The sequence below is a fragment of the Janthinobacterium sp. DSP2-3-3 genome (assembly GCF_049897325.1).
Taxonomy (GTDB): Bacteria; Pseudomonadota; Gammaproteobacteria; order Burkholderiales; family Burkholderiaceae_D; genus Janthinobacterium.
The window spans coordinates 194594-218800 of record NZ_JAFCWA010000003.1 but is presented as its reverse complement, the minus strand read 5'-3'; the positions used below and the strand labels follow the sequence as shown (position 1 = coordinate 218800).

Annotated in this window: 24 protein-coding genes, 1 tRNA gene and 1 pseudogene; 9 read left to right on the top strand and 17 right to left on the bottom strand. The window is 59.8% G+C overall.

Going from position 1 to position 24207, the window contains the following annotated elements; translation table 11 throughout:
* Positions 1 to 5 precede the first annotated feature (5 nt).
* From ACP7DE_RS07710 to ACP7DE_RS07685, 6 genes are all read right to left on the bottom strand, one after another.
* Positions 6 to 1223 carry an ABC transporter permease subunit gene (locus ACP7DE_RS07710; protein ID WP_426071546.1) on the bottom strand — a complete coding sequence of 406 codons (1218 nt, stop codon included), beginning with the start codon at positions 1221 to 1223 and terminating at the stop codon, positions 6 to 8.
* A 22-nt stretch (positions 1224 to 1245) separates the two neighbouring features.
* Positions 1246 to 2175, bottom strand: coding sequence for a branched-chain amino acid ABC transporter permease (locus tag ACP7DE_RS07705; RefSeq protein ID WP_131689621.1), 930 nt, complete (start codon positions 2173 to 2175; stop codon positions 1246 to 1248).
* Between the two features lie 300 nt (positions 2176 to 2475).
* Positions 2476 to 3423, bottom strand: a complete 948-nt coding sequence (gene ispH / locus ACP7DE_RS07700; protein WP_426071545.1) for a 4-hydroxy-3-methylbut-2-enyl diphosphate reductase — start codon at positions 3421 to 3423, stop codon at positions 2476 to 2478.
* 10 nt (positions 3424 to 3433) lie between these two features.
* A complete protein-coding gene (locus ACP7DE_RS07695; RefSeq protein WP_426071544.1) occupies positions 3434 to 3889 on the bottom strand; it encodes an FKBP-type peptidyl-prolyl cis-trans isomerase in 456 nt (151 codons plus the stop codon).
* A gap of 127 nt (positions 3890 to 4016) precedes the next feature.
* Entirely contained in the window at positions 4017 to 4286 is a 270-nt protein-coding gene (locus tag ACP7DE_RS07690; RefSeq protein WP_426071543.1) for a hypothetical protein, read from the bottom strand.
* 17 nt (positions 4287 to 4303) lie between these two features.
* Positions 4304 to 4705 (bottom strand): hypothetical protein, encoded by a 402-nt coding sequence (locus ACP7DE_RS07685; RefSeq protein ID WP_426071542.1) that lies wholly within the window; start codon positions 4703 to 4705, stop codon positions 4304 to 4306.
* A 339-nt stretch (positions 4706 to 5044) separates the two neighbouring features.
* Between ACP7DE_RS07685 and radC the strand changes: the two genes are divergently transcribed.
* The 3 genes from radC (at position 5045) to rpmG (ending at position 6402) form a co-directional block, all read left to right on the top strand.
* The gene (gene radC, locus ACP7DE_RS07680) at positions 5045 to 5719 is read left to right on the top strand and encodes a RadC family protein (protein WP_426071769.1); all 675 of its coding nucleotides are present in this window, start codon (positions 5045 to 5047) and stop codon (positions 5717 to 5719) included.
* 256 nt (positions 5720 to 5975) lie between these two features.
* On the top strand, positions 5976 to 6212 hold the full coding sequence (gene rpmB / locus ACP7DE_RS07675; protein ID WP_010400928.1) for a 50S ribosomal protein L28: 237 nt from the start codon (positions 5976 to 5978) through the stop codon (positions 6210 to 6212).
* A 22-nt stretch (positions 6213 to 6234) separates the two neighbouring features.
* Positions 6235 to 6402, top strand: a complete 168-nt coding sequence (gene rpmG / locus ACP7DE_RS07670) for a 50S ribosomal protein L33 (RefSeq protein WP_010400929.1) — start codon at positions 6235 to 6237, stop codon at positions 6400 to 6402.
* Between the two features lie 139 nt (positions 6403 to 6541).
* Here the strand turns inward: rpmG and ACP7DE_RS07665 are convergent, their stop codons facing one another.
* The 5 genes from ACP7DE_RS07665 to ACP7DE_RS07645 all read right to left on the bottom strand — a co-directional run bounded on the left by ACP7DE_RS07665 (position 6542) and on the right by ACP7DE_RS07645 (position 11858).
* The gene (locus tag ACP7DE_RS07665) at positions 6542 to 7711 is read right to left on the bottom strand and encodes a DesA family fatty acid desaturase (protein WP_426071541.1); all 1170 of its coding nucleotides are present in this window, start codon (positions 7709 to 7711) and stop codon (positions 6542 to 6544) included.
* 172 nt (positions 7712 to 7883) lie between these two features.
* On the bottom strand, positions 7884 to 9242 hold the full coding sequence (locus ACP7DE_RS07660; RefSeq protein ID WP_426071540.1) for a mechanosensitive ion channel family protein: 1359 nt from the start codon (positions 9240 to 9242) through the stop codon (positions 7884 to 7886).
* 111 nt (positions 9243 to 9353) lie between these two features.
* The gene (locus ACP7DE_RS07655) at positions 9354 to 10673 is read right to left on the bottom strand and encodes an RsmB/NOP family class I SAM-dependent RNA methyltransferase (protein ID WP_426071539.1); all 1320 of its coding nucleotides are present in this window, start codon (positions 10671 to 10673) and stop codon (positions 9354 to 9356) included.
* Positions 10674 to 10694: 21 nt separating this feature from the next.
* Complete coding sequence (gene purN, locus ACP7DE_RS07650; RefSeq protein WP_426071538.1) at positions 10695 to 11303, bottom strand: phosphoribosylglycinamide formyltransferase; 609 nt, start codon at positions 11301 to 11303, stop codon at positions 10695 to 10697.
* Positions 11304 to 11459: 156 nt separating this feature from the next.
* Positions 11460 to 11858: a barstar family protein gene (locus ACP7DE_RS07645; RefSeq protein ID WP_071075771.1), complete on the bottom strand. Its 399-nt coding sequence runs from the start codon at positions 11856 to 11858 to the stop codon at positions 11460 to 11462.
* Between the two features lie 400 nt (positions 11859 to 12258).
* Between ACP7DE_RS07645 and ACP7DE_RS07640 the strand changes: the two genes are divergently transcribed.
* The 5 genes from ACP7DE_RS07640 to ACP7DE_RS07620 all read left to right on the top strand — a co-directional run bounded on the left by ACP7DE_RS07640 (position 12259) and on the right by ACP7DE_RS07620 (position 16225).
* A complete protein-coding gene (locus tag ACP7DE_RS07640; RefSeq protein WP_034785134.1) occupies positions 12259 to 12771 on the top strand; it encodes a glycine zipper 2TM domain-containing protein in 513 nt (170 codons plus the stop codon).
* A gap of 201 nt (positions 12772 to 12972) precedes the next feature.
* Positions 12973 to 13761: a spermidine synthase gene (locus ACP7DE_RS07635; RefSeq protein ID WP_426071537.1), complete on the top strand. Its 789-nt coding sequence runs from the start codon at positions 12973 to 12975 to the stop codon at positions 13759 to 13761.
* Between the two features lie 47 nt (positions 13762 to 13808).
* The gene (locus ACP7DE_RS07630; protein WP_426071536.1) at positions 13809 to 15566 is read left to right on the top strand and encodes a GspE/PulE family protein; all 1758 of its coding nucleotides are present in this window, start codon (positions 13809 to 13811) and stop codon (positions 15564 to 15566) included.
* A 68-nt stretch (positions 15567 to 15634) separates the two neighbouring features.
* Positions 15635 to 15710 (top strand) — tRNA-Lys (locus ACP7DE_RS07625).
* 104 nt (positions 15711 to 15814) lie between these two features.
* Positions 15815 to 16225 carry a hypothetical protein gene (locus ACP7DE_RS07620; protein WP_426071535.1) on the top strand — a complete coding sequence of 137 codons (411 nt, stop codon included), beginning with the start codon at positions 15815 to 15817 and terminating at the stop codon, positions 16223 to 16225.
* Between the two features lie 3 nt (positions 16226 to 16228).
* Here the strand turns inward: ACP7DE_RS07620 and ACP7DE_RS07615 are convergent, their stop codons facing one another.
* Together ACP7DE_RS07615 and ACP7DE_RS07610 are read right to left on the bottom strand one after the other, a co-directional pair.
* Complete coding sequence (locus ACP7DE_RS07615) at positions 16229 to 16732, bottom strand: hypothetical protein (protein WP_426071534.1); 504 nt, start codon at positions 16730 to 16732, stop codon at positions 16229 to 16231.
* A gap of 3 nt (positions 16733 to 16735) precedes the next feature.
* Positions 16736 to 17782: a lysozyme inhibitor LprI family protein gene (locus ACP7DE_RS07610; protein ID WP_426071533.1), complete on the bottom strand. Its 1047-nt coding sequence runs from the start codon at positions 17780 to 17782 to the stop codon at positions 16736 to 16738.
* 173 nt (positions 17783 to 17955) lie between these two features.
* On the opposite strand from ACP7DE_RS07610, the gene ACP7DE_RS07605 reads away from it, so the two are divergent.
* Positions 17956 to 20124: a prolyl oligopeptidase family serine peptidase gene (locus ACP7DE_RS07605; RefSeq protein ID WP_426071532.1), complete on the top strand. Its 2169-nt coding sequence runs from the start codon at positions 17956 to 17958 to the stop codon at positions 20122 to 20124.
* A 187-nt stretch (positions 20125 to 20311) separates the two neighbouring features.
* Here the strand turns inward: ACP7DE_RS07605 and ACP7DE_RS07600 are convergent.
* The 4 genes and pseudogenes from ACP7DE_RS07600 to ACP7DE_RS07585 all read right to left on the bottom strand — a co-directional run.
* Positions 20312 to 20610 (bottom strand): annotated as a pseudogene (locus tag ACP7DE_RS07600) (MFS transporter); the annotation flags it as partial.
* A 155-nt stretch (positions 20611 to 20765) separates the two neighbouring features.
* Positions 20766 to 21497 carry a BON domain-containing protein gene (locus tag ACP7DE_RS07595; protein ID WP_426071531.1) on the bottom strand — a complete coding sequence of 244 codons (732 nt, stop codon included), beginning with the start codon at positions 21495 to 21497 and terminating at the stop codon, positions 20766 to 20768.
* A 104-nt stretch (positions 21498 to 21601) separates the two neighbouring features.
* Complete coding sequence (locus ACP7DE_RS07590) at positions 21602 to 22294, bottom strand: hypothetical protein (RefSeq protein WP_426071530.1); 693 nt, start codon at positions 22292 to 22294, stop codon at positions 21602 to 21604.
* A 147-nt stretch (positions 22295 to 22441) separates the two neighbouring features.
* Entirely contained in the window at positions 22442 to 24184 is a 1743-nt protein-coding gene (locus ACP7DE_RS07585; RefSeq protein ID WP_426071529.1) for a dipeptidyl-peptidase 3 family protein, read from the bottom strand.
* Between the last annotated feature and the right edge of the window lie 23 nt (positions 24185 to 24207).

Sequence of the window (24207 nt, the reverse complement as noted above, 5' to 3'; positions counted from 1 at the left end):
CTCCCTTAAGCGGACACGACGCCGGTTGATTTATTCGGCTGGTCCACATCGTGGTCGGGCCGGTCTTCGTGCTTCGGCGATGGCCACAGGCCGGCAGGACGGTTGAGCATGATCAAGACCATGGCCAGGCCGTACAGCAACTGGCGCAGCACTTCCGCTTCGATCACCACGTGACCGAAGAGCGCCTGCTGGGCCGGCTCCACCACGTGGCGCAGCACTTCCGGTATCGAAGCGAGGATCACGCCGCCGAGGATCACGCCGGGGATATGCCCGATGCCGCCCAGCACCACCATGGCCAACACGGCGATCGATTCCGTCAGTGAAAACGATTCGGGCGAAACAAAGCCCTGGAACGAGGCAAACATGGCGCCAGCCACGCCACCGAACGAGGCGCCCATGGAGAAGGCCAGCAATTTCACGTTGCGCGTATTGATGCCCATGGCTTTCGCGGCGATCTCGTCTTCGCGGATGGCCACCCAGGCGCGGCCCAGGCGCGAATGCTGGAGCCGCTTGGTGACGAACACCACGGCGATGCACAGGAAGAGGAACAAAAAGTAATAGGCGTTCACGGACGGCATGGAAAAGCCGCCGACCACGACGGTACTGTTGGTGCCCGCCTCACCCGCCAGGTTGACGCCGAAGATGCGGATCGGGTCGATCAGATTGATGCCTTGCGGCCCATTCGTGAAATTAATCGGGTCGTTCAAATTGTTCATGAAGATACGGATGATCTCGCCAAAGCCCAGGGTCACGATGGCCAGATAGTCACCGCGCAGTTTCAGCGTCGGCGCGCCCAGCAAGGCGCCGAACAGGCCGGCAACAAAGGCGGCCAGCGGCACGATGATCCAGATCGACAGATGGATACCGTTTTCGCGGATTTCCGGCCCCATCAGCTGCACCAGGGTTTCGCCCAGCACGGGATACTGATTCACCACCGATTCGAGCAGGATGGCGAACTGCGGCGACGCCAGCAAGGCCGTCAGGTAGGCGCCCACGGCATAGAAGGCGATGTAGCCGAGGTCGAGCAGGCCGGCAAAGCCGACGACGATGTTCAGGCCCAGGGCCAGCATGATGTACAGCAAGGCCATGTCGATGATGCGCACCCACGAGTTGCCGAACTGCGCGGCAAAAAAAGGGAACACCATCAGCAGCACGGCCAGGCCCAGCATGCCGGCGTAGGCCTTGGCGGGATTCTTTTTTGCGTCGAAATCGAGTAATGCCATGATTTAATCTCCCAGTTTCACGTCAGGCGCGGTCGGCAACGCGTTCGCCCATGATGCCGGACGGGCGCAGGGTCAGCACGATGATCAGCACGACGAAGGCAAAGATATCCTGGTAGTGGCTGCCCAGGAAGCCGCCCGTGATGTCGCCGATATAGCCAGCGCCCAGGCTCTCGATAATGCCCAGCAAGATACCGCCCAGCATGGCGCCATAAATATTGCCGATGCCGCCCAGCACGGCTGCGCAAAAGGCTTTCAAACCGGGGATGGCGCCCATGGAAAACTGGATGGACGCATAATTGGCGCCCCACATCACGCCCGCCACGGCCGCCAGCGCGGCGCCGATGGCAAAGGTGGCGACGATGACCTTGTCAGAATCGACGCCCATGAGACCGGCCACGCGGGGGTTTTCCGCCGTGGCGCGCATGGCGCGGCCCATTTTCGTTTTTTCCACCAGCAACACCAAACCACCCATCGACAGGGCAGCCAGGGCCAGCAGCAGCACTTGCGTTTGCGAAATCACGGCGCCGCCTATGTTGATGGGGTCGGTCGACAGCAATTGGGGAAAGGGCAAGGGATTGCGCGTCCAGATCATCATGGCAAAGGTTTGCAGCAGGATCGAGACGCCGATGGCGGTAATCAGGGGGGCGAGGCGGGGGGCGTTGCGCAGGCGGCGGTAGGCGACCCGCTCGATGATGATGTTGACCAGAATACAGATGGGTATGGCGCCGAGGATGGCGGTGGCCAGTTTCAGGTAGCCGGGCCAGTCCGGCACATAAATGCCCAGCAGCTTGAGGATGCTCAAGCCCACCATGGCACCGATCATGAGCACATCGCCGTGGGCGAAGTTAATCAGGTTCAAGACGCCGTACACCATCGTGTAACCGAGGGCGACTAAGGCGTACATGCTGCCCAGCACCAAGCCGTTAATGATCTGCTGGATGAATGTATCCATGATTGCCCGCCCTATCAAATATGCATTTTTCGGGAACAACTTCCGCCAGAATATGGGTCGCTGATACAAAAACGGCACCGGAGGAAGAATTCCTGCAGTGCCATCCCTGGACCGTTCTCACCAGCATGGTGCACGCACTGAAAACGGGCGTGGCCTTGCTTAGTCATAACGACAACATATTCAAGCTTGAGGCAATCATAACGATCTTTTGCAAAAACTAAGCTTGGAATAAATCGATCATTTCCGAATTAAATTCGGTTTTGAGGTAAATATTTCATCGATACGCAATATCCAACAGACTCAGGCGACGTCGCGCTTGAGGCCATCGAGACCTTTCGGCATCGGAAACGTCACGGCTTCCTGCACGCCATCGAGCGGGCGCACGCTCTTCACGCCGCACTCTTTCAAGCGGTCGATGACGGCTTGCACCAGCACCTCGGGCGCCGAGGCGCCAGCCGTCACACCCACGCGCAGCTTGCCTTCCAGCCAGGCGGGGTCGATCTGCGAGGCATTATCGACCATGTAGGCAGGCGTGCCCATCTTCTCGGCTACTTCGCGCAAGCGGTTCGAATTCGAGCTGTTCGGGCTGCCCACGACGATCACCACTTCCACTTGCGGCGCCATGAATTTCACGGCTTCCTGGCGGTTGGTGGTGGCGTAGCAGATGTCACCTTTTTTCGGTTCAGCGATGTTCGGATATTTCAGCTTCAACGCCTCAATAATGTCGCGAGTGTCGTCAACTGACAACGTTGTTTGCGAAACATAGGCCAGGCTTTCCGGATTGGCAACCTGCAATGCCGCCACATCGTCGAGCGTTTCCACCAGATGCATGCCCCTATCGGCCTGGCCCATCGTGCCTTCCACCTCTGGGTGACCATCGTGGCCGATCATAATGATCTCGCGACCCTCACGGCGCATCTTGCCCACTTCCATGTGTACCTTGGTGACCAGCGGGCAAGTTGCATCAAAAATGTTGAGGCCGCGCGATTCCGCCTCTGCGCGCACGGCTTTCGACACGCCATGCGCGGAAAACACGAGCGTATTGCCAGCAGGCACGTCATCGAGGTCGTCGATGAAGATAGCGCCCTTGTTGCGCAAGTCGGCCACCACATAGGCGTTGTGGACGATTTCATGGCGCACATAGATCGGTGCGCCAAATTGTTGCAAGGCGCGCTCGACAATTTCAATCGCCCGGTCGACGCCAGCGCAGAAACCGCGGGGCTGGGCCAGTAACAGTTCTTTATCCATCGCTATTCCTTCACAGCACCGAAATGAGCTTGACTTCAAAGCGCAGCGGCTGGCCGGCCAGCGGATGATTGAAGTCGAACAGAGCCGAGTCGTCGCGCAATTCGCGCAGCACGCCGGCAAAGCGGCCACCGCCCGGTGCCGCGAAGTCGACCAGGTCACCGATCTTGTAGTCGGCGCCCGGCACCGAGTTCTCGTCCAAGGTCGCGCGCGAAACCGACTGCACCAGCTCGGGATTGCGCTCGCCAAAGCCTTCGCCAGCAGCCAGCCCGAACGTCTGGTGCGTGCCTTCAGGCAAGCCCAGCAGTCGCTGCTCGAGGAATGGCGCCAACTGGCCCTGTCCCAGCATCAAGGTTGCGGGATTGCCGCTGAAGGTCGTGACAATATCAGTACCGTCAACAGTAGCAAGACGATAATGCAAGGTGAGGTAAGCCGCTTCGGTGACGACTGCTGGTTGCTCGTTGGACATAGTAGTTTTCAAGTAACTGGTGCAAAACGATATTGTAAGCCACCCTGAGCCAGCGCGCCCCATGCCATCTCGGCGCGGCCATGCTTTTGTCAAAAAACATGGCCGCGCCCGCATCACCTGCCATCTATCAGACGTTGACGTACGTCAACCCGCCAGACGTGCTGGCGTGATTGCCGAAGCCCGAGCTGTCTTTCAGGTTGCCGTCAAGCTTCCAGCGTCCCACGGCCCGGTTCACGATGCCGTACTGGCCATAGTCATACACTTCCTTGGGCGTCAGCACGCGGTCATACGGGATGACGTCCGACAACTGCCAGGCCGGCGTGCCTTGCTCCAGCGCATCCACAGTGCGGCCGATCACCAAAGGCGTGCCGATGGAGTGCACGAATGGCTTTGCCATCTTGTTTCCCTGGTACATCAAGAAAGCGTCAACGTACAGGCTGATGGAGCCGTCATGCTTGACGGTATAGGTGCAGCGGAACCAGCGGTTGGCGATAGCAAGGTTTTCATCACGCCGAAGCACGGCTTGGGCGGCGACGGGCGGTTGCCGTCGTCACCGCGCAAGGCATTCCAGACCGCCTCGCGTTGATTATTGCGCGCCGGCGCCTGCAACAGGTTCCAGCCCTGCTTTTCCATATCTCCAGCCGTATTCCAGCACCAGAAACTGGCCAACTGCACGCCTGCGCGTCGGATGGCGCTCAGCATGGCGTGCAGATTATCTTGCCGTACAGCATCTTGCAGAGCCAGTTCCTGGCTCCTGGCCACACCGAAGCTGCCGATGTAATACGGTTTGCCCAGGGCCTTGGCAGCACGCTGCATCACTTGCAGATAAGCCAGCGAAGACGAGACGAAGTCCGCTGGCAGATCCGCGCTGCTGTCCAGGCGGCGATGCCGGCGTGGTTGCTGTAACGCTGCGCAAAAGCCTGGGCAAAGGCTCGCATGTAGCGACGTGTTTTCGACTGTGGATTGCTCAGTGCAGCGCGCGCGGCAGCGGCCTGCTCGTCTTTTGTAGCGTCAAAATACCCCGCCAGGACATCTTGGCTTGTGTTTTTTTAATAGGATTCGCCATAAAGAAGAGCTAGCGCAGCATGGCCATGTCGGGAAGACGCCACAATTCTCGGCAGGCGCCGCCATTACCTGAGCGGCAGGGGAGGCATGATGGGCATCAAGGATTGGCCGGCCCGCGAACGGCCACGCGAACGTTTGATCGCGGATGGCGCGCACTCGCTGTCGGATGCGGAATTGCTGGCCGTCTTCCTGCGCACTGGCGTGCGCGGCAAGAGCGCGGTGGAACTGGCGCGCGACACGGTGGAACACTTCGGTTCGCTGCGGGGATTGTTCGGCGCCAGCCTCGAGAGTTTTTCCGCCGTGCATGGCATGGGCAGTGCCAAGTTTGCCCAACTGCAAGCCGTGCTGGAATTGGCGCGGCGCGCCATCATCGAGGACTTGCAGGCGGGCCTGGCCCTCAGTTCGCCGCATGCCGTCAAAGACTATTTGCGCCTGACCCTGGGCAACCTACCGCATGAAGCATTTCACGTGTTGTTTTTGGACGTCAAGAACCGCCTGATCACGACCCAGGAAATGTTTCGCGGCACCCTCACCCACACCAGCGTGTATCCGCGCGAAGTGGTCAAGCAGGCGCTGCTGCACAACGCGGCCAGCGTCATGCTGGCCCACAATCACCCGTCCGGTACGCCCGAACCCAGCGAATCGGATTTATTGTTGACGCGCGCGCTGGTCCAGGCCTTGTCGCTGGTGGACGTACGCATCCTTGACCATTTCGTCGTAGCCGGGCGGCAAGTGCATTCGTTTGCCGAGCACGGCCAGATCTAGCGCAGATGCGCGATGGCGACGGCCAATTGCCAGTTAACCATTGTAAACAAGGACATACGTAAAAACGCCAGGCTGCTTATCTAGCAGTAAACACACTGGTTTACAAGCGCTCGCCCCATGAAAAAACGTCAAAGTCAAATTGTTAAATTATTTCAATACAACATGACACAATTGTTTTTCGCAAGTCATTGATAAATCTGCTTATTTTGGATATACTCTCGTTTTTCCAATTTGGAATATCTTTAAGGAGTGCGCCATGGCACGTGTTTGCCAAGTCACTGGGAAGAAGCCGATGGTCGGCAACAATGTTTCCCATGCAAACAACAAAACCAAACGTCGTTTTTTGCCTAACTTGCAGAATCGTCGTATTTTTGTTGAATCTGAAAACCGCTGGGTCTCCCTGCGTTTGTCCAACGCCGGTCTGCGCGTCATCGATAAAGTCGGCATCGACGCCGTATTGGTCGATATGCGCGCTCGTGGCGAAAAAGTCTAATTAGCAGAATAAGGGAGCTATCATGGCAAAATCAGGCCGCGACAAAATCAAGTTAGAATCGACCGCCGGTACGGGTCACTTCTACACGACTACCAAAAACAAGCGTACGACGCCTGCGAAAATGGAGATCATGAAATTTGATCCTAAAGCACGCAAGCACGTAACGTACAAAGAAACCAAAATCAAGTAATTGATATTGTGTTCTGTAAAAAGAGCCGCTCCGATGAGCGGTTTTTTTTCGCCCTGATTTTCAGCCGGTTCCCTCCCACTTTGCCTGGACGAAAAAAAGGCCCTGGAAACCAGGGCCTTGATATACAGCAGCAGCTTACTTATGCATAACTACGCAGGCGCAAGGAAAAATCCTGCAGCGACTGGATGCCCGACGCTTCAGCGCGCGCGCACCAGTCTTGCAGCTTCTGCAGCAATTGCTCGCGCGTAAAGTGGGAACGCTCCCAGATGGCGTCCAGTTCCACGCGCATGTGGTGCATGGTTTCCAGCGCCTTGCTGTGCTGGAACAATTCCGACAACTGCTTGTGATGCGCATCGGCCAGCTTGCCCGGCTCGCGCTGCATCAACTTGCGCGACGATTTCAGGAAACGCTTTTCCAGTTCCGCCTTGTGCTTCAGGTGTTCCAGCTCTTCCTTCCAGGCATGCTTGATCGATTTCGCGTACTTGGCCATCACGTCATAGCGGTTGGCGATGACCGATTGCAAGGTCTCGAAGTCCGCTTCCAGCTTGCCGTGCGAGAACTTCGGTTCTGGCGCCAGCTTTTTCACCTTGGCCAGGCCCAGCATTTCCAGCGCGCGGATGTACGCCCAGCCGATATCGATTTCATACCATTTCGACGACAGCTTGGCCGACGTCGCATATGTATGGTGATTGTTGTGCAACTCTTCGCCGCCGATCAGGATGCCGAACGGAATGATGTTGGTGGCCGCATCGGCGCAATCATAGTTGCGGTAACCCCAGTAGTGGCCGATGCCGTTGATGATGCCAGCTGCCGTGATGGGTATCCACATCATTTGCACGGCCCACACGGATATGCCGATCACGCCGAACAAAACGAAATTGATGACGAACAGCGACACCACGCCCAGCCAGCTGTATTTGGTATACAGATTGCGTTCGATCCAGTCCGTCGGCGTGCCGTGGCCGTACTTGGCCATGGTTTCCATGTTCTTCGATTCAGCGCGGTACAGCTCGGCACCTTCCCAGAAGACTTTTTTGATGCCGCGCGTCACGGGGCTGTGCGGATCTTCTTCCGTATCGCACTTGGCGTGGTGTTTGCGGTGGATGGCCGCCCATTCCTTGGTGACCTGGCCCGTCGTCAGCCACAGCCAGAAACGGAAGAAATGGCTGGGAATGGCGTGCAATTCCAGCGCCCGGTGGGCCTGGTGGCGGTGTAGGTAAATCGTGACGCTGGCAATCGTGATATGCGTGACCACCATGGTGTACAGGAAAATTTGCCATGCGGACAGATCGGTAATGCCAGTTGCCATGAACTGCAAAACGTCGTGTAAAACAGAACTCAATGTCATTACTACTACTCCAAGTGGTCAGGGCATGGGCACGGTCGCTCCAGTGACTCTGGAGGTCCGGCAGAGTTAATTTTAGGCGTGATTGTACGCCCTAATGGGTGTTATCAGGCAAAATCGGAAGCAGGCAGCGAGGTTAAGGCTGGGTGCCGGATGGCGCGGACTCACCCTCTGCCGCGCCCGCGAGCGGGGCAGGAGGCGTACCAACAATACGTAATTCGCGTTGCGGAAACGGTACAGTGACTTTATGTTCCTGCAAGGTGCGCCAGATGGCGCGGTTCACATTCGACTTCACACCGCCGGTGCCGTTTTCCGGGTCCGCGATCCAGAAGCCGATCTGCACGTCGAGCCCGTCGGCGCCGAAACGCACGAGTGTGGCCGATGGCGGATTGCTTTGCGACACACGCGGCACCTTGGCAGTCGCCGCTTCCAGCAAGGGGAAGATGACATCGATATCCGTTTCATAGCCCACCGATACGGCCGTCGACAGCCAAACCATGCGGTTACTCAGCGACATGTTCTGCACGCCGCCTGAAATCAGCATTTCATTCGGCACGATGGATTCAACGCCATCGCCACCCAATAACACAGTATAGCGCGTATTGATTTGCGTGACTTTTCCCGTGAACTGGCCGACAGTGATCATGTCGCCGATGGTCAGGCTACGATCGAGCAGGATGATAAAGCCGGACACAAAGTTCGCGGCGATCTTTTGCAAGCCAAAGCCCAGCGCCACGCCAAAGGCGCCGCCAAACACGGACAGCACCGTCAGGTCGATGCCCACCAGCGACAGGCTGACCAGCACCGAAACGAGGATCAGCACGGCGCGCCCCATGCGCGACAGCACCACGCGCAAGGAGGTGTGCAGACCCTGCATTTTCATCAGGCGCTCGTCGAGCGAGGTGCCGGCCCACATGGCCAGCACCAGCAGCACGGCCACCGACATAGCGGCTTGCAAGATGGCAGCCACGGAGACCTTGTTGCGTCCCAGCGGCACGACGATGCTTTCCAGGAAGGCATGCAGTTCCGGCCACAGGCCCGTGATATACAAGGCCATGCCAGCCCACACCACGACCGTGAAAATCTTTTCCAGCAGCAACATGGTCGGGCTGATGTCGCCATGGCGGGCAAAAATGCGGCGCAGCACATAAAAACCGAAGCGTACCAGCGCCATCGAGGTGCACAGGGGGATGGCAATACTGAGCAGATTCACCGACTGGAACTTGGCCAGGAAATGTTGCGCAATGCCCAGCAGCATGGCCGCCAGCACGGGCGTCAGGATGCGGATGAAACTGTCCGTGCGCTGCAAGGTTTCCGGCGTAGCCGGGACCGCAGCCGCTTCCGCCCGCTGGTGCAGGAATTCGCGCAACTGCCGCACCAGCAACCAGCTCAGGGCCAGGCAAGCGACGATGACCAGCGCCTGCCACAGGATGGCCGGTTGACGGAAATCATTGACAAAATCGGTGATCAGGTTGAGCAGCGGGGTTTGGTTCATGGCAGATGGGGGCTGGAAGGTGGGACGGACGGGCGGTGTGCCCATGCCGCCAGGCGGGCTGGCGGCATTGAAAGCCGCCACTGCAAGGTGCAGCGGCGACCCGTGACAGGCTTACTCGGCTTGTTCAGCGTCAACGTCGTCGGCCGGTTTCTCATCGGCGTAGACTTTTTTCGGCATGATCTTGCGCTCGAACACAGCGGCAAAAAAGCCGTCGGTATGGTGCAGGTGTGGCAACAATTTCAGGTAATCGCCCATTTCCAGCTCGATCTTCTGTTCGGCCAGCACCTTGTTCATCGGCACCAGGGTGAAGTCCGGATGCGCCGCCAGGAATTGCTCGGCGATAAAATCGTTTTCTTCGTTCAGGAGGCTGCAGGTGGCGTACACCAGACGGCCGCCGCCCTTGACCAGGCGCGCCGCGCCGGCCAGGATGGCTGCCTGCTTGGCTTGCAGCTCGACGATGGAGTTCGGCTGCTGGCGCCATTTCACATCCGGATTGCGGCGCAGGGTGCCCAGGCCGCTGCACGGGGCATCGACCAGCACGCGGTCGATCTTGCCGGCCAGACGCTTGATCTTGGCATCGCGCTCATGCGCGATCTGCACCGGATGCACGTTCGACAGGCCGCTGCGGGCCATGCGCGGCTTCAGCTTGGCCAAACGCTTTTCCGACACGTCAAACGCATACAAACGGCCCGTGTTGCGCATCAGCGCACCCAGCGCCAGGGTCTTGCCGCCCGCGCCGGCACAGAAATCGACCACCATCTCGCCGCGCTTGGCGCCGACGATCTGCGACAGGATCTGGCTGCCTTCATCTTGCACTTCGATGGCGCCACTCTGGAACAAAGGCATGTTTTGCAGCGAAGGCTTCTTGATCACGCGCAAACCCAGCGGCGCATATGGCGTCGGGGTGCTGAGGATCGGTGCTTCGGCCAGGGCCAGCATCACGTCTTCACGCGTGGCCTTGAGCGAATTGACGCGCAAGTCCAGCGGCGCCGGCGCGTTCAGCGCATCGGCCAGCTTCATGGTTTCCGCTTCGCCGAACTGGGCGATCAGCTTGTCGAACAGCCATGTCGGCATGTTGGCGCGCATGTTCGCCGGCATCAGGCTGCGGTCGATCTGCGTGATGCGTTCCAGCCATTCGACTTCTTCTTCCGTCAAGCCGCCCAGGGAGTCGGCACCGACCGCTTCGGCCAGGCCGAGGATGGTCAGGCGGCGCATGGTGGGGCCACTGCCCGCTTCGGCGAAATCGGTAAAGAACGATTTGTTGCGCAGCACGGCATAAATGCCTTCGGCGATGGCGCCGCGTTCGCGCGAACCGAGACGCGGATGGTCGCGGAAATAGCGCGACAGGGTGGTGTCGGCCGGGGCCGTGAAACGTAAAATTTCGCGCAATACTTCTTCAGCATTGGCAAGTATCGCTGGTGGCAATCTCATTGTTATTCTTCCTGTAATATTTTATTGAGGGTCCACGCGGACCTGGCCATGCTCGACTGACAGTTTATCGTCAATGAACAGGCGGATGGCGCGCGGGTAAAGCAGATGTTCCTGTACCAGCACGCGCGCCGATAAGCTCTCTTCTGTGTCGCCTGGCAAGACGGGGACCTTCGCGCTCGCCACGGCCGGGCCATGATCGAGCTCGGCAGTCACGAAATGCACGGTCGCGCCGTGTTCCGTCACACCAGCATCGAGCGCCTGGCGGTGCGTCGCCATGCCCGGGAACAGCGGCAGCAGCGACGGGTGGATATTGAGCATGCGCCCCGCGTAATGCTCGACGAAGGGTGGCGTCAGGATGCGCATGAAACCGGCCAGCACGACCAGGTCGGGGGCGTAGCCGTCGATCACGGCTTGCAGCGCCGCATCAAACTGCTCGCGGCTGGCATAATCCTTGTTGGCAACGACTGCCGTCGCTATCCCATGTTTCGCGGCAAAAACCAATCCCTGGGCGTCGGCCCGGTTACTGATGACGGCGGCAATACGGGCTGGCCATTGCTCGGCTTGCGCCGCGCGTACGACCGCTTCCATGTTGCTGCCGCGTCCGGAAATGAGGATAACGATATTTTTCATAGCGCGCATTGTACCCGCTATGGCGATGCGAATCTAGAAATGCCGGCATTATTGTTGCGGCGCAACATAGACGCAAGCGCACCGCAGCCGCCCGGCGATGCTGATTGCCATCTGTAGGGAAGGCCAGTTTTACAGCGCCGCGGCAAGAGTAAGTATTTACTCGAACGAATAGAAGACGCGGAACGGCACTTTCTTCTCGGCCCAGTAGTCGGCCGCATCGCGGAACACGTCGAGCAGGATCTCGCGCGCTTCCTTGTCGAATTTTTGCGTATTTGGCAATTGCTCGAGCACCACCAGGAAGCCCGTTTGCGTGCCGGCCTTGTGCATGGTGTCCGTCAGGCATAGGCGCAAAGCATCAAAATTCTTCGCCAGGTTTTTCGGAAACAGGAATGCTTCTGCAATAATGCCGATGACTTGTTGTTTGGTCTGTCCAGCGTTGCAATGCGCATATAAAAAGTGCTGCCCGAGACGAATCGCCTCGTCTTGTAACTCGGTCACGCGAAAGGCACGGATGGACTGGACAAGGTTGGGCGGCACGGTTAGTAACAAACTCATTTTTCCCTCAAATCGACCTGTTATGTATGGATTTGTTCTAGCTGCTCTTCTTATTGCATCCCCGCACGCGGGTCAATGCGCACGCGGTGATTCGATCTGTATCCACTTTTACGCGATTCAGTGCGATTTTATATAAGCCATACGCGTATTAGGGTAACGTGTTGTCCTGTATGAATCAACCCGAATATGATGTCAAACGCAAGATTTGTTACAAACCGCTGGTTTCAAGTCATCCAACATCTTGTATCGATTGAAAGTGCATGTTACAGACTGTGGGGCAAGGGGCTTAGGCTGTTACATTTTGTTGCCATGCGAAACACTTGCCCCGGTCTGGCGGGCTTACTATAGTCCCAAGTTGTAAAAAATACCCTGAAAGATTCTCTACATAATGAGGTTACAAATGAACTTGCAAGCCAAATTGATGATGTCAGCCCTTTGTATCGGCGCATTGCCACTCGCCCAGGCCGCCGACTTTGAAGATTTCGGCAAGGTCGTGCGCGTCGTGCCGCAAGTGGAACAGATCAATCGTCCACGCCAGGAATGCCGTACGGAATACGTGCAAGTACAGGCACCGCCGCAGCAGCGTAGCGCTGGCGGCTCCATCGTCGGCGGTATCGCCGGCGCCCTGCTCGGTAGCCAAGTCGGTGGCGGCAATGGCCGCACGGCAGCAGCAGCCGCCGGCGCGATTGCCGGCGCCGTCGTCGGCGACCGCGTCGACAACCAGAACAATTACCAGGGCGGCATGCAGGAACAAGCTGTCAAGCAATGCCGCCAGGTCGACCACTGGGAATCGCGCAACAATGGCTACCAAGTCACCTACGACTACCGCGGCCGCAACTACACGAGCATCATGTCCTACGATCCGGGCGAACGCATCCGTCTGCGCGTATCGATCGAACCCGCTCAGCAGTAACACCTGACATAAGCTGCTGCGCGTCGGCATAGGCGGCCTGCGATGCTCACCGTACCAGAGTACGGTTGCGCTTCTCGGCCACCTCTTCCTTCCGCTCGCAACGCTTCTGTCAGGCGTTGTAACTCAGCATAAAAATGCCGGTCCCTCGGGGTCGGCATTTTTTATGGCACGCTATAATGCGGCACACTCTCAGGCCGCCTTATGCTTATCAAACGAAAATCCATCGAACAAGTCGAATCCTCGCGCCCTGCGCGCAAGCCCCGCTATGCCCCTGTCACCCTGTCCGAAATGGATGGCGTGCGCTATTTGCATTTCGGCACGGAATGGGTGCAGGGCGCCATGCGCATCCGCAAGCCGGACTGGCCGGAGCTCGAATACGCACAGCAGATGATGGCGTGGATGATGTGGATCGAGCAACCGCAGCGCCTGACCCAGCTGGGCCTGGGTACGGCCGCGCTGACCAAGTTCTGCTACCGCCAATTCCCGCAAGCGCAAGTGGAAGCCATCGAACTGAACCCGTCCGTCATCACCATCTGCGCCTCGATGTTCAAGCTGCCGCCCAACGACGAGCGCCTGCACGTGCGCGAGATGGATGCGCTCGACTACGTCAACGACGACGCCAACCACGGCACCCTGGACGCCCTGCAGGTGGACCTGTACGACGCCACGGCGCGCGGTCCCGTGCTCGATAGCGCGGATTTTTATACCGCCTGCTGCGCCTGCCTGGCACCGCACGGCATCATGACGGTCAACCTGTTTGGCGACCACCCCAGCTACGCGAAGAACATCAAGGCGATGAAGTTTGCGTTTGAACAGGTGATCTGCCTGCCGGAAGTCCATGATGGGAACGTGGTGGCGATCGCTTTCAAGACGAAAGTGGCACTCGGTGCCGAAGCACAAGCGGCCTTGCTGGAACGGGCCAAGCAGATCGTCGCCGAAACCAAGCTGCCCGCCAAGACCTGGGTCAAGGGCATCGTCAGCACCCTGTAAGCGCCGGTACACCCACGCAAGGCCGGCAGCACTGAAAGGCACCGGCCATGCCCGCTTCCCCTCCTCCTTCTCGCAATACGCCGCTGGAACTACCGCAACTGCTGGCCTGGCTGCAGGAAGACGGCTTGCTCGACGCGGCACAAGCGGCCGCCATCGTCGGCCAGGCCGCCGTGCTGCCGGCGCCTCCCTTGCATCCGCTGTGCAACATCGCCCACGGCGCGCTGACGCTCGACACCCTGTGCGCGTGGCTGGCGCGAAAAGCCAGCCTGCCGTATCTGCGCATCGATCCCTTGCATATCGATTTCAGCCAGGTGGCCGACGTGATGACGGCCGGCTATGCGGCCCGCTTCAACATACTGCCCGTGGAAAGCACTGCAGAACGTATCGTCGTCGCCACGGCCCAGCCCTACGCGCTGGCTTGGCAGGCGCAGTTGGGAAACCTGGCGCCACGCAAGCTGAGCCTGGTCATCGCCAATCCGCTGCACATCGCCGACGCCATCGCGCAATTTTTCAGCCTGGCCAGTTCCGTCAAGGTGGCCCGGCAAGCGTCCACGCAAGACCTAGCGCTGCGTCACAATTTCGAACAGCTGGTGGAACTGGGACGCAACAAGACCAGCCTCGACGCCAACGACCAGCACGTGGTGCACATCGTCGACTGGCTGTGGCAATACGCGTTTGCCGAGCGCGCGTCCGACATCCATCTGGAACCGAAGCGCGACGCGGGCCTCGTGCGCCTGCGCATCGATGGCCGGCTGCACCAGGCCTATCAATTGCCGCCCGTGGTGCTATTGGCCATGACGGCGCGCATCAAGTTGCTCGGGCGCATGGACGTGGTGGAAAAGCGCCGCCCCCAGGACGGCCGCATCAAGACGCGCAATGCGCAGGGCCAGGAAATCGAGCTGCGCCTGTCGACCTTGCCCACGGCCTTCGGCGAAAAACTCGTCATGCGCATCTTCGCCCCGGAAATCGCCATCAAGAGCCTGTTTGATCTGGGCTTTCCGCCCGCAGACGCCGAACGCTGGCGCCAACTGACGGCGCGCACGCACGGCATCGTGCTGGTGACGGGCCCCACCGGTTCAGGTAAGACCAGTACCCTGTACAGCACCTTGAAGGCGCTGGCCAGCAGTGAAGTCAATGTGTGCACAGTGGAAGACCCGATTGAAATGGTCGAACCGGCCTTCAACCAGATGCAGGTGCAAACCCAGGCCGGCATCGAACTGTCGTTTGCCGATGGCGTGCGGGCGCTGATGCGGCAAGATCCCGACATCATCATGGTGGGAGAAATCCGCGACCTGGCCACGGCAGAAATGGCCATCCAGGCGGCCCTGACGGGCCATTTGGTGCTGTCGACCCTGCACACCAACGACGCGCCCTCGGCCGTCATGCGCCTGCTGGAACTGGGCTTGCCCGCCTATCTGCTGGAGGCATGCCTGATCGGCGTGCTGGCGCAGCGCCTGCTGCGCTGCCTGTGCCCGGGCTGCAAGCAGCTGGATGCCGCCACGGGCGCGGCTGCATGGCAGCGTCTGACGGGCGGCCAGCTGGAACGGCCGCAGGCCACGTACCGCCCGGTTGGCTGCGCCCAGTGCCGGCACAGCGGCTACCTGGGGCGTGCGGGCATTTATGAACTGCTGAGCGTGACGGAAACGTTCGGCCAGCTGGTCAAGGCGGGCGCCGACCTGCATGCGCTGCGCTGCCAGAGCATCCTCGACGGCATGACGCCGCTGCGCATCGCCGGCGCGCGCAAGATCATCGACGGCACGACCAGCATCGACGAAGTGCTGAAGATCACGGCAGCCCTGCATTAGCTGGCCAGCACTTTCTCGTAGGAATGCTTTGCATTCTTTTTCAACTGATATATAATGCGGCCTCTTTCGGGTCGTTAGCTCAGCTGGTAGAGCAGCGGACTTTTAATCCGTTGGTCGCAGGTTCGAATCCCGCACGGCCTACCACGAATGCGCAGTACTAAAAAGCTCATCCTCACGGATGGGCTTTTTTCATTTCAGGCTCCCAGGGTTATACTGGTTCTCCGTCTTGCCAGCCCTGAAAGAAATGCATGAAACTTGCCTCCACCCTCCTCCTGGCCACCGCCTGCCTATCCACGCAGGCACATGCACAAATACAGCCGCCCATCGTGCTCGACGGCCAGTACAGCGCGCGCACGGACGAGATGAGCTTGCAGATCATCGGCAACCGCGTCTGCTTCGCGCCCGACAAGGCGCAATGGGGCCGCCTGCCCCGCCCCGCAGCGACACACGATGCGTGGTTCTGCTTTTCCAACGATGGCGAGGCGCGCCGGCTGCTGCGCGTGCCCGCGCGCCAGGCCGACAATTGCGGCTGGCAAGCGCGTGCCCGCATCGTCATCGATACCTACCAAGCGTATGTCGAGCAAGGCGACGGCAACGACATGGCGCGCCTGGCGTCGGTCATCAAGGTGGCGCAACCAAATGCCATCGCCTGCGAATAAACGCTAGTCGAGTTCGTATTCCTGCAAATAACGTGCAAACAAGTCGCCATCGGCCAGCGGACACGCAAACCCTGCGCCCCAGTCGGCCAGCAGCAACTGCTCTTTCAAGGGCAGCAGCAACAGCTCAGGCATACCATTGCTGCACCACAGGTCGCACACGATGCCCTTGTCATCCAGGCCGGCAAACAAGGTCTCCGTCTTGTCGCCGCCAAAGGCCAACACGTTCTTGCATTCCACGCGATAAGTGCTGTAGCCCGTGTAGACGGCGTCATACGGCGGCATGGAGTCCGCCAGCGCCTGCCGCAGCTGCTCGGCCGTGATACCCAGCGTGCGCAGTGCCGACGGCGGCGCCTCGGGCACGTACATCTGCGTCCAGCCGGCGCCACTGCGGTGCGCATCGGCGAACGCCTGCTGCTCGCCCATCTGCGTCAAACAGTGCTGCAAATTATCCAGCGGCAACAGTTCGATCATGCAAAAGTCGTCTTCGTGATAATACGCTTCCCGCATGGCTTAATTCTCCAGCAACTCTTGCAGTTGCACATTGCGCCGTGACGTCAGCCGGCCGGCCCAGGTGTCGCTGGTGACGGACGGATAGCGCACGGCACCAAAGTTCATCCAGGCATCGCGGTACGCCAGCCACAGGCGCTGGGTGGCGCGGATGCCATCCTTGCCCACGGCGCCCGCATAGGTTTCCACCGGCTTTTTCATCAGCTTGCCGTAGATGGCGTTGAGTTCCTTGTCGAGCGCCGCCACTTGCGCCTTCGACATGCTGGCAGGCAGCTTGCCCGCTTCGTATTCACGCAGATCGTGCGCCAGTAAATCAAGCTCGGCCGTACGGGCCGCGATGCTCAGGGCAGCGCGCGCCGTGCCGCTCAAATCCGTTTCATTGGCGGCGCGCGCATCGGCAAACTTGCTTGCCGCCGCCTGCAGTTTTTGCAACGAGGCTTGCGCCACGGCCGGCATACTTTCACTGACTTTGCCTGTCGCCTGCGCGCGCACGCGCTGCTTTTGCCGCGCATCGATGGCGCTGCACACGCCCATCATGTAGCCGCTGGTGATGTCGTCGCACCAGTCGATCATGCCGCGCCCGCTGGCATTGATCTGCTGCAAGTGTTCGATGCGGCCCTGCATCTCGGCCGGCGCCGCATCGATGCTGCACGCATACTTAAGCGCCAGCAACGGGTCTTTCTGCACGCCCTGTCCATTCTGGTACAACATCATCAGCACGGCGCTGTTGTGCGTGGCCATGGCGCAATGGCGCGCGGGACGCCAGTCGGCAGGCTTGGGCGAGGACATACTCTTGGTATCGTAATACAGGTCGCTTGCCTGGCACTGCTGCAAGGCAGCCACGACGGATGGGGCCGGCTGGTCGGCCGGTGGTGGCGCCGCATCCTTGACCTTCAGGCAGCCCGCATACCAGGCAGTGCTTTCCGCGTGACCCACGCCCATGGCGCTGGTATTCGGGTACGGTGCAGCGGCAGCGGCAAAGCCCGGACTGGCAAGCAGCGCGCCCGCGCCCAGCAATAGCGTTTTCAATAAGGATAGATAAATTTTCATGTTCAAGCAGCGCCAGCGTGAGTAAAGCGGCAAGTTTAACTGATCGGATACGCCAGGGCTGTCCGTCACGCGTGCGCCAGCCTGGTAAGTAACGGTACTCAGCCTTGGCAGTGCAGGAATCGATGGGCAATAATGTTGCCCGCTGTACTTTTTTCACTTCCCGGACCATGCCCATGACCTCACCCCGTCTTCGCCGTTCCCTCGGCTCCCTGCTGATCACAGCAGCCTGTGCCTCGCTGGCAACGACCGTCCACGCCGCCGATACCACGGCGGCTATACCGGTTGCCACCACGCAAACGCAAGCCAAACACGCCATCACGCATGAAGACGTATGGCTGATGAAACGCGTGGGCGCACCCGTCGCCAGCCCGGATGGAAAGTGGGCCGTTTTTTCCGTGGTCGACAGCGCCTACGATAGCAAGGAACAATGGTCGGACCTGTGGATCAAATCGCTGCTTGACGACAGCCCCGCGCGCCGCCTGACTTACTCCAAGAGCGGCGAAAGCGCTGTGGCCTGGTCGCCGGACAGCCGCCAGCTGGTGTTTGTCTCCAAGCGCGATGGCGATGAAGCGGGACAGATTTACCGCCTCGACGTGGCCGCTGGCGGCGAAGCGCAACGGCTAACGAGCTTGACCATGGGTGCGCGCATGCCGAAATGGAGTCCGGACGGCAAGCAATTGCTGTTCATCAGCGACATCTATCCAGGCAACAAGACGGAAAGCGAGGTCAAGCAAAGTGCTAAAGAGCGCAAGGAACGCAAGGTCAGCGCCCGTTCGTATGAAACGACGGCGCCCCGCTATTTCGACAAATGGCTGACCGACAAGCAAGTGCGGTTGTTCATCGTCGATGCGCAGCCTGAGGCGAAAGGTGAAAACACACCGCGCGACATCCTGTCGGGCACGCAACTGGTCACCCTGCCGGGCTTTGGCGGCGGCCAGGGCGACGAAGGCCAATCCCTGGACGCCGTCTGGGCGCCCGATGGCAAGGCCGTCGTCTTCAATGCGGCCACCAACCACGATGCGGCCCAGCGCGAAGCCGTCTATTCCCAGCTGTACTGGCTGCCCGTGGCAGGCGGCGAAGCGCAGCGTTTGACGCAAGACAAACACAGCTACGGTTCCCTGAAATTTTCTGCCGACGGCAAGACCCTGTTCGCCTTGAGCGACGCGCAAACGCCGGGCAAGGTGTATGACGTGAAACGCCTGGCCAGTTTTGCCTGGCCAATGAGCAACCCTGCGCCAACGATATTAACAGCCAAGCTGGATCGGTCGATTTCGCGCTTCGTGCTGCCAGAAGGCGGCAAGCGCGTCCTCTTCAGCTACGAACATGCGGGCCTGGAAAAGCTGTACTCGATCGATGCCAGGGGTGGCGAGGTGCGCGAGGAGCCATCCTTGCCGACGGGCACCATCAACTCGCTGAGCAGCGGCGGCAAGGCCCTGGTCGGCGTGTGGGAGTCAAGCATCAATCCGCCGGAAATCTATGCCTTCAACGGCAGGCAGCCGAAGCGCCTGACGGCCTTCAACACGGACAAGGCAAATAAAATCGACTGGCAGGCGCCCGAGCATTTCTGGTTCACCACGGTTGACGGCCGTCAGATCCACAATATGCTCATCAAGCCCGCCAACTTTGACCCAAACAAGAAGTACCCGCTGTTTACCGTCATCCATGGCGGCGCGGCCAGCATGTGGCGCGACCAGTTCGTGCTGCGCTGGAACTATCATTTGCTGGCCAAGCCCGGCTACGTTGTCTTGCTGACCGACTACAAGGGCTCCACCGGCTATGGCGAGGAATTCTCGCGGGCTATCCAGTTCGACCCATTGAAGGGTCCGGGCGACGAAGTCAACCAGGGCGTCGATGAAGCCATCAAGAAATATCCCTTCATCGACGGCACGCAGCTGGCCGCCGGCGGCGCCAGCTATGGTGGCCACCTGGCCAACTGGCTGCAAGCGACCACCACGCGCTACAAGGCCATCGTCTCGCACGCGGGCGAAATGGACTTGATCATGCAGTGGGGTACCAGCGATGGCGGCTTCGGCCGTGAAACGAATGCGGGCGGCCCCGTCTGGTCGAACTTGCCCGTGTGGCGCGACCAAAGCCCGGTCATGCAAGCGGGCAACCATGAAAAAGGCACGGGGTTTACCACCCCCATCCTGATCACCGTGGGCGAACTCGATTACCGCGTGCCGGCCAACAATGCCTTGATGAACTTTGCTGTGCAACAACGCCTGAATGTGCCGGCAAAATTGCTGGTGTTCCCGGATGAAAATCACTGGATTCTGAAGGGCGAGAACAGCCGCTTCTTCTATAGCGAAGTCGAGGGCTGGTTAGCAAAATACTTGAAATAAGGCTGCTGCACGCTTCTTGAAAAGCCAGGCTCCGCGCATGCGGGCCTGGCTTTTTTCATGCGGGCTGGGCGGGGCCACGGAAGCGCCCAGCTGGTGGCCGGCGAAGATCCAGCCAAGCACCATGCCCGCCCGCTCCCGGCCAAACGTGGCGCCGACCAGCTTCACCGTGAGCGGCACGGTGGCGGCTGGCAGCGATCAAGCCCAGGGCCACGCAGATGACATTGCGCAAGCTGAAGCGCTCCATCAGGATGGCGGCAAACGGCCCCATCAGGCAAAACAGCACGAAGCACACGGCCAGGGCCGAGGAAATCTGCTCGGCATCCCAGCCGAATTCGCGGTTCAAGGGCTGCATCAGCGCCCCCGGCAAGCCCAGCGCGGCAGACGAGGTCAAGGCGGTGAGGAAAGTAATGGCGGTAATGGCGACGATGCCCAGGCGAAGTGGAGGCCGCACCGCTCCAGCCATAGCGAAAAAAGATAAGAAAGCATGCCGCCCTCATGAGAAAAAGTGGATACCGATCCACACCAGCCGGTGGGATTTTTCTCATGCTGCATTATGATCGTCATTTATACAGTCGAAAAACTGGAACGACACTGCTGCGTGCCGCTCCAGTCCTGGCTGCAAGTTTTATGAAAAATGCCGCTTACTTCACCTTCAAGCCATTTTTCACATCCGTCACGCCGTCCACGCCACGGGCCAGGTCGGCGGCTTTTTTCACTTGCGCCTGGGAGGGTACGAAGCCGCTGAGCATGACGACACCATTCACTGTTTCCACGTGCACATCGAGCGCTTTCAAGTCATTGTCCTTGACGAGGTCTGCCTTGATCTTGGTGGTGATGACGGAGTCGGCTACGGCCATCTTGGTGCTGCCCGCTACATTGCGCGTCACGCAGGCGGCCTTGGCCGTCGCATCCATGGCGTCGCAATTTTCCTTCGTGGTGGCAGGCGGATTTTGCGCGACGTTGGTACCGGCCCTGGCGCCCGTGTTGGCGTCAGCCAGCGCGGCCGTTTTCGCCGCCTTGGCATCGTTCATGCACGTGGTTTTGTCGGCGCCCGAGCGGTCGCCGCACTTGGCCTTGGCCATGTCATACTCGGCATTGGCGACGTCCTTGCGGGCCTTGCCCAGTTCGCGCGGGGTGTTGCGGTATTGCGCCACGGCATCCGAATCGGCCTTGGCGCGCGCCGCCTTGGCTTCTTCAACGCAGACTTTTTTCGCGTTGCCGCTGTGGCCATCGCAAGCGGCCTTGGCCTGCTTGTAGTCGGCCGCTGCCTTGTCCGTCAAGCTCTTGTACGAGGCATCCTGCGCATACGCGGGCGCGGCGGCAAGCAGGGCGCTGGCACTGGCGGCCAGCATGAGTGCGATCATTTTGTTCATGATAGTTCCTCTCTGGTTAGTTGATGCTCAGATTAGACCCCTGCCGCACGCAAAGCTCCGTGCGACAGCACACGCTGACAGGCCATGCGCGTAATAATCAGCGTTTATTTGTCGCCGCTCAAACCCTTACGCCACAATACTTGCGCCTGTTCAAATGGTGAAGCGGACTCATCAAATGCGCCTTCGCCATCCGCCAGCGCCAGCCATGCCTGGGTAGCATGCGAACCGCCCGCGCTATCGCCGCCGGCGCGCACGCCGCGCATCCAGGCCAGCACATCACGGTATTGCCCAGGGTGGCGTCCGTGCATCCAGGCCAAGGCCACCAGGTCCGCATAGGCCTCTTCGCGGCGCGTCTCGCGCAGCTCCTGCGCCAGCGGTGTCAACTTGCCGCGTTGCATGCTGGTTGGTTCGATAAAGCCGCGCGGCAAGGCATGCCAGTCGCCCTGCACATAGCGCTGACAATGGCCGATTTCATGCGCCGTCATCGCTTCGATCATCATGCCTTGGCGCGCGGGCAGTACATCTTGCAAGACACTGTCCGCTTGCGCATTGCCGCGCAGCGACAGCACCAGCTTGCAGCGCCCCGCTTCGTAGCCCAGCGCCAGCGGCACGGCACCGGGCGCATCCTGGGGTTGCACGATGATATCGATGGGTAAACCTTGCGCGCGCGCAAACGCGATGACGGGCTGGCCCGCCTGCAGCCAGCGGCTTTCCAGATCGGTGAGCTGGGCGGCAGCCACGGCGGGCACAGGGGACAAAGCGATGAGCAAGCTCATCAGCAAGAGCGGATTTGGCATGGGATCGATGGGGAAAAGGATTTACCACTGCAGAGTAAGCGGTAAAAATATTTCCACAAGGAAATACTGGCAACTTTTCAGAAAAAAGGCGAAAAAAAACCGGCGCAGATGCACCGGCTTTTCATTCTGATAATAGTCAAGGTCGGGTTATTTCTTCGTCGCTTTATCCAGGGCGCGGGCCGTGACGAATTCCGGGCGGATATCGTTGGGCACGGCCTTCATCTTGTCGAGCGCCACCTGCACTTCCGGGCGGATCACCACGTACTTGCTCATCAATTCTTTCGCGCGCGCATAATCGCCCGTCGCCTCGATGGTCAAAAATTCACGGTCCAGGTCGATCACTGCTTGCTTGATCTTGCCAAAATCGACGCCGAACTTGCCGTCACCCAGGGACACAAAGCCGCCCTTGTCGAGGATGTAATTCATCTGGATGGCCATGCCGCGCGCGTGCGAATCGGTCAGGCCGAAATGCAGGGTGCGGAAACCCGAGGCGAGGAAAGTGTTGTACAGCTTGCGCTCGGCCACGTCGCCCTGGCCCAGGGTATCGTTGAGTTGCCCTTTGTCCATCATGTAGCGCAGCGCGTACAGGCCCGTGATGTCGGCCTTGGCTTCTTCGATGGTGGAATACGCTTCCTTCAAGTCCTGGCGCGGCGTGGATGGCTTGCCATCGACGACGGTGGCATGCGGGCCCAGGCCGTGCATGATTTCATGCGCGAGGATGTGCGTGAAGAAGGAATTGAAATCCACGTCCTGCTGCGCTTCGGGCGTCAATACCAGCTTGGAAATCGGCGTCAAGGTGGCCTTGAACTTGGCTTCCTGCACGTTTTTCAGCATCACACGCTTGGAACCGCGCGCGCTGATGATGCGCTCGTCGTTGGGCAGGTTGTAGGCGGCTGTCTGCACGGCCATGTTGCCGTCGCCGGCGCCATACACCTGGTTGACCACCACCATCGGCGCCAGCGCGCCCACTTTCGGGTTGCGGTATTGCGCGTCGAGCGGCAGGTTGTCTTCCAGCTCCTGCATGTGCTTGGCGAAGAAATCGAGCTTTTGCGTTTCCGCCTGGTCGCGGATGTTCACATAAGCCTCGAACGCGGCCTTGTAGCCGAATAACTCGTCGTTATACGTTTCATACGGGCCGATGGTGATGTCGACGGGCGAATCGAGGTCCATCCAAGCGAAGTCGGACGGCAGGTAATCGTTGTCGAGGAAAGCCTTGGCACGCAGGGTCAAAAATTTCTTCAACGATGCGTTGTCCGTGGCGGCCGCCGCCTCGTCGAGCAGCTTGGCCAGCTGTTTCAGCTCCACCTTGTACTCGTCCGCATACTTGACGGTCTGATATATATCACCTTTGCCATCCTTGCCCGTGCGGATGGTGGTGAAGAACCATTGCGCCTGCTGTTTGTCGTCCGGCGACAAGCCGTTCATCCACGTTTCCAGGCTGGCTTTGGTGGCGCCTTGCGGATAGAAATTGCCCGCTTCCGGCTTGTGCGCGGGAATGGCGATGCCGGCGTAGCTGGCCGGCATGAACGAGGCGTGTGCGTCGAGCACCGACCATGGCCCCTTGTTGATCCAGAAATAATTCAGACGGGCCTGGCCCAGCGCCGACTTGTCTTTCTTGAGGGCCGCCCACAGCGCTTCATTGCCGGACCAGCGCTGGCGCAGTTGCAGCACGTCGACCAGCTTGGCCGCTTCGACCAGCTTGGCGATGGCTTGGCGGTCGCCCGCGGACAGGTGCGTGACATCGGCGCTCAGCGCGACGGGCGCGTAGCGGGCACCCATGGTGGTCAGTTGCGCGGCGGTGGCCGGGGTGGCCGGGGCGGCCGCTGGCGTTGCGGCGCAGGCGCTGCCGACGGCGGCAGCCATCAGCAGGGGAATCAAGAATTTTTTCATCGAGGTCTCGGTTGGATTTTTCT

Coding starts and splice junctions, on each gene's coding strand:
- ACP7DE_RS07615 (WP_426071534.1), bottom strand. CDS start 16,732: ATGCGGGAAGCGTATTATCACGAAGACGACTTTTGCATGATCGAACTG.
- ACP7DE_RS07630 (WP_426071536.1), top strand. CDS start 13,809: ATGCCCGCTTCCCCTCCTCCTTCTCGCAATACGCCGCTGGAACTACCG.
- ACP7DE_RS07690 (WP_426071543.1), bottom strand. CDS start 4,286: ATGGCAAAGCCATTCGTGCACTCCATCGGCACGCCTTTGGTGATCGGC.
- rpmB (WP_010400928.1), top strand. CDS start 5,976: ATGGCACGTGTTTGCCAAGTCACTGGGAAGAAGCCGATGGTCGGCAAC.
- radC (WP_426071769.1), top strand. CDS start 5,045: ATGGGCATCAAGGATTGGCCGGCCCGCGAACGGCCACGCGAACGTTTG.
- purN (WP_426071538.1), bottom strand. CDS start 11,303: ATGAAAAATATCGTTATCCTCATTTCCGGACGCGGCAGCAACATGGAA.
- ACP7DE_RS07605 (WP_426071532.1), top strand. CDS start 17,956: ATGACCTCACCCCGTCTTCGCCGTTCCCTCGGCTCCCTGCTGATCACA.
- ACP7DE_RS07665 (WP_426071541.1), bottom strand. CDS start 7,711: ATGGCAACTGGCATTACCGATCTGTCCGCATGGCAAATTTTCCTGTAC.
- ACP7DE_RS07640 (WP_034785134.1), top strand. CDS start 12,259: ATGAACTTGCAAGCCAAATTGATGATGTCAGCCCTTTGTATCGGCGCA.
- ACP7DE_RS07695 (WP_426071544.1), bottom strand. CDS start 3,889: ATGTCCAACGAGCAACCAGCAGTCGTCACCGAAGCGGCTTACCTCACC.
- ACP7DE_RS07655 (WP_426071539.1), bottom strand. CDS start 10,673: ATGAGATTGCCACCAGCGATACTTGCCAATGCTGAAGAAGTATTGCGC.
- ACP7DE_RS07645 (WP_071075771.1), bottom strand. CDS start 11,858: ATGAGTTTGTTACTAACCGTGCCGCCCAACCTTGTCCAGTCCATCCGT.
- ACP7DE_RS07660 (WP_426071540.1), bottom strand. CDS start 9,242: ATGAACCAAACCCCGCTGCTCAACCTGATCACCGATTTTGTCAATGAT.
- ACP7DE_RS07585 (WP_426071529.1), bottom strand. CDS start 24,184: ATGAAAAAATTCTTGATTCCCCTGCTGATGGCTGCCGCCGTCGGCAGC.
- ACP7DE_RS07705 (WP_131689621.1), bottom strand. CDS start 2,175: ATGGATACATTCATCCAGCAGATCATTAACGGCTTGGTGCTGGGCAGC.
- ACP7DE_RS07685 (WP_426071542.1), bottom strand. CDS start 4,705: ATGCAGCGTGCTGCCAAGGCCCTGGGCAAACCGTATTACATCGGCAGC.
- ispH (WP_426071545.1), bottom strand. CDS start 3,423: ATGGATAAAGAACTGTTACTGGCCCAGCCCCGCGGTTTCTGCGCTGGC.
- ACP7DE_RS07710 (WP_426071546.1), bottom strand. CDS start 1,223: ATGGCATTACTCGATTTCGACGCAAAAAAGAATCCCGCCAAGGCCTAC.
- ACP7DE_RS07590 (WP_426071530.1), bottom strand. CDS start 22,294: ATGCCAAATCCGCTCTTGCTGATGAGCTTGCTCATCGCTTTGTCCCCT.
- ACP7DE_RS07620 (WP_426071535.1), top strand. CDS start 15,815: ATGAAACTTGCCTCCACCCTCCTCCTGGCCACCGCCTGCCTATCCACG.
- ACP7DE_RS07595 (WP_426071531.1), bottom strand. CDS start 21,497: ATGAACAAAATGATCGCACTCATGCTGGCCGCCAGTGCCAGCGCCCTG.
- rpmG (WP_010400929.1), top strand. CDS start 6,235: ATGGCAAAATCAGGCCGCGACAAAATCAAGTTAGAATCGACCGCCGGT.
- ACP7DE_RS07635 (WP_426071537.1), top strand. CDS start 12,973: ATGCTTATCAAACGAAAATCCATCGAACAAGTCGAATCCTCGCGCCCT.
- ACP7DE_RS07610 (WP_426071533.1), bottom strand. CDS start 17,782: ATGAAAATTTATCTATCCTTATTGAAAACGCTATTGCTGGGCGCGGGC.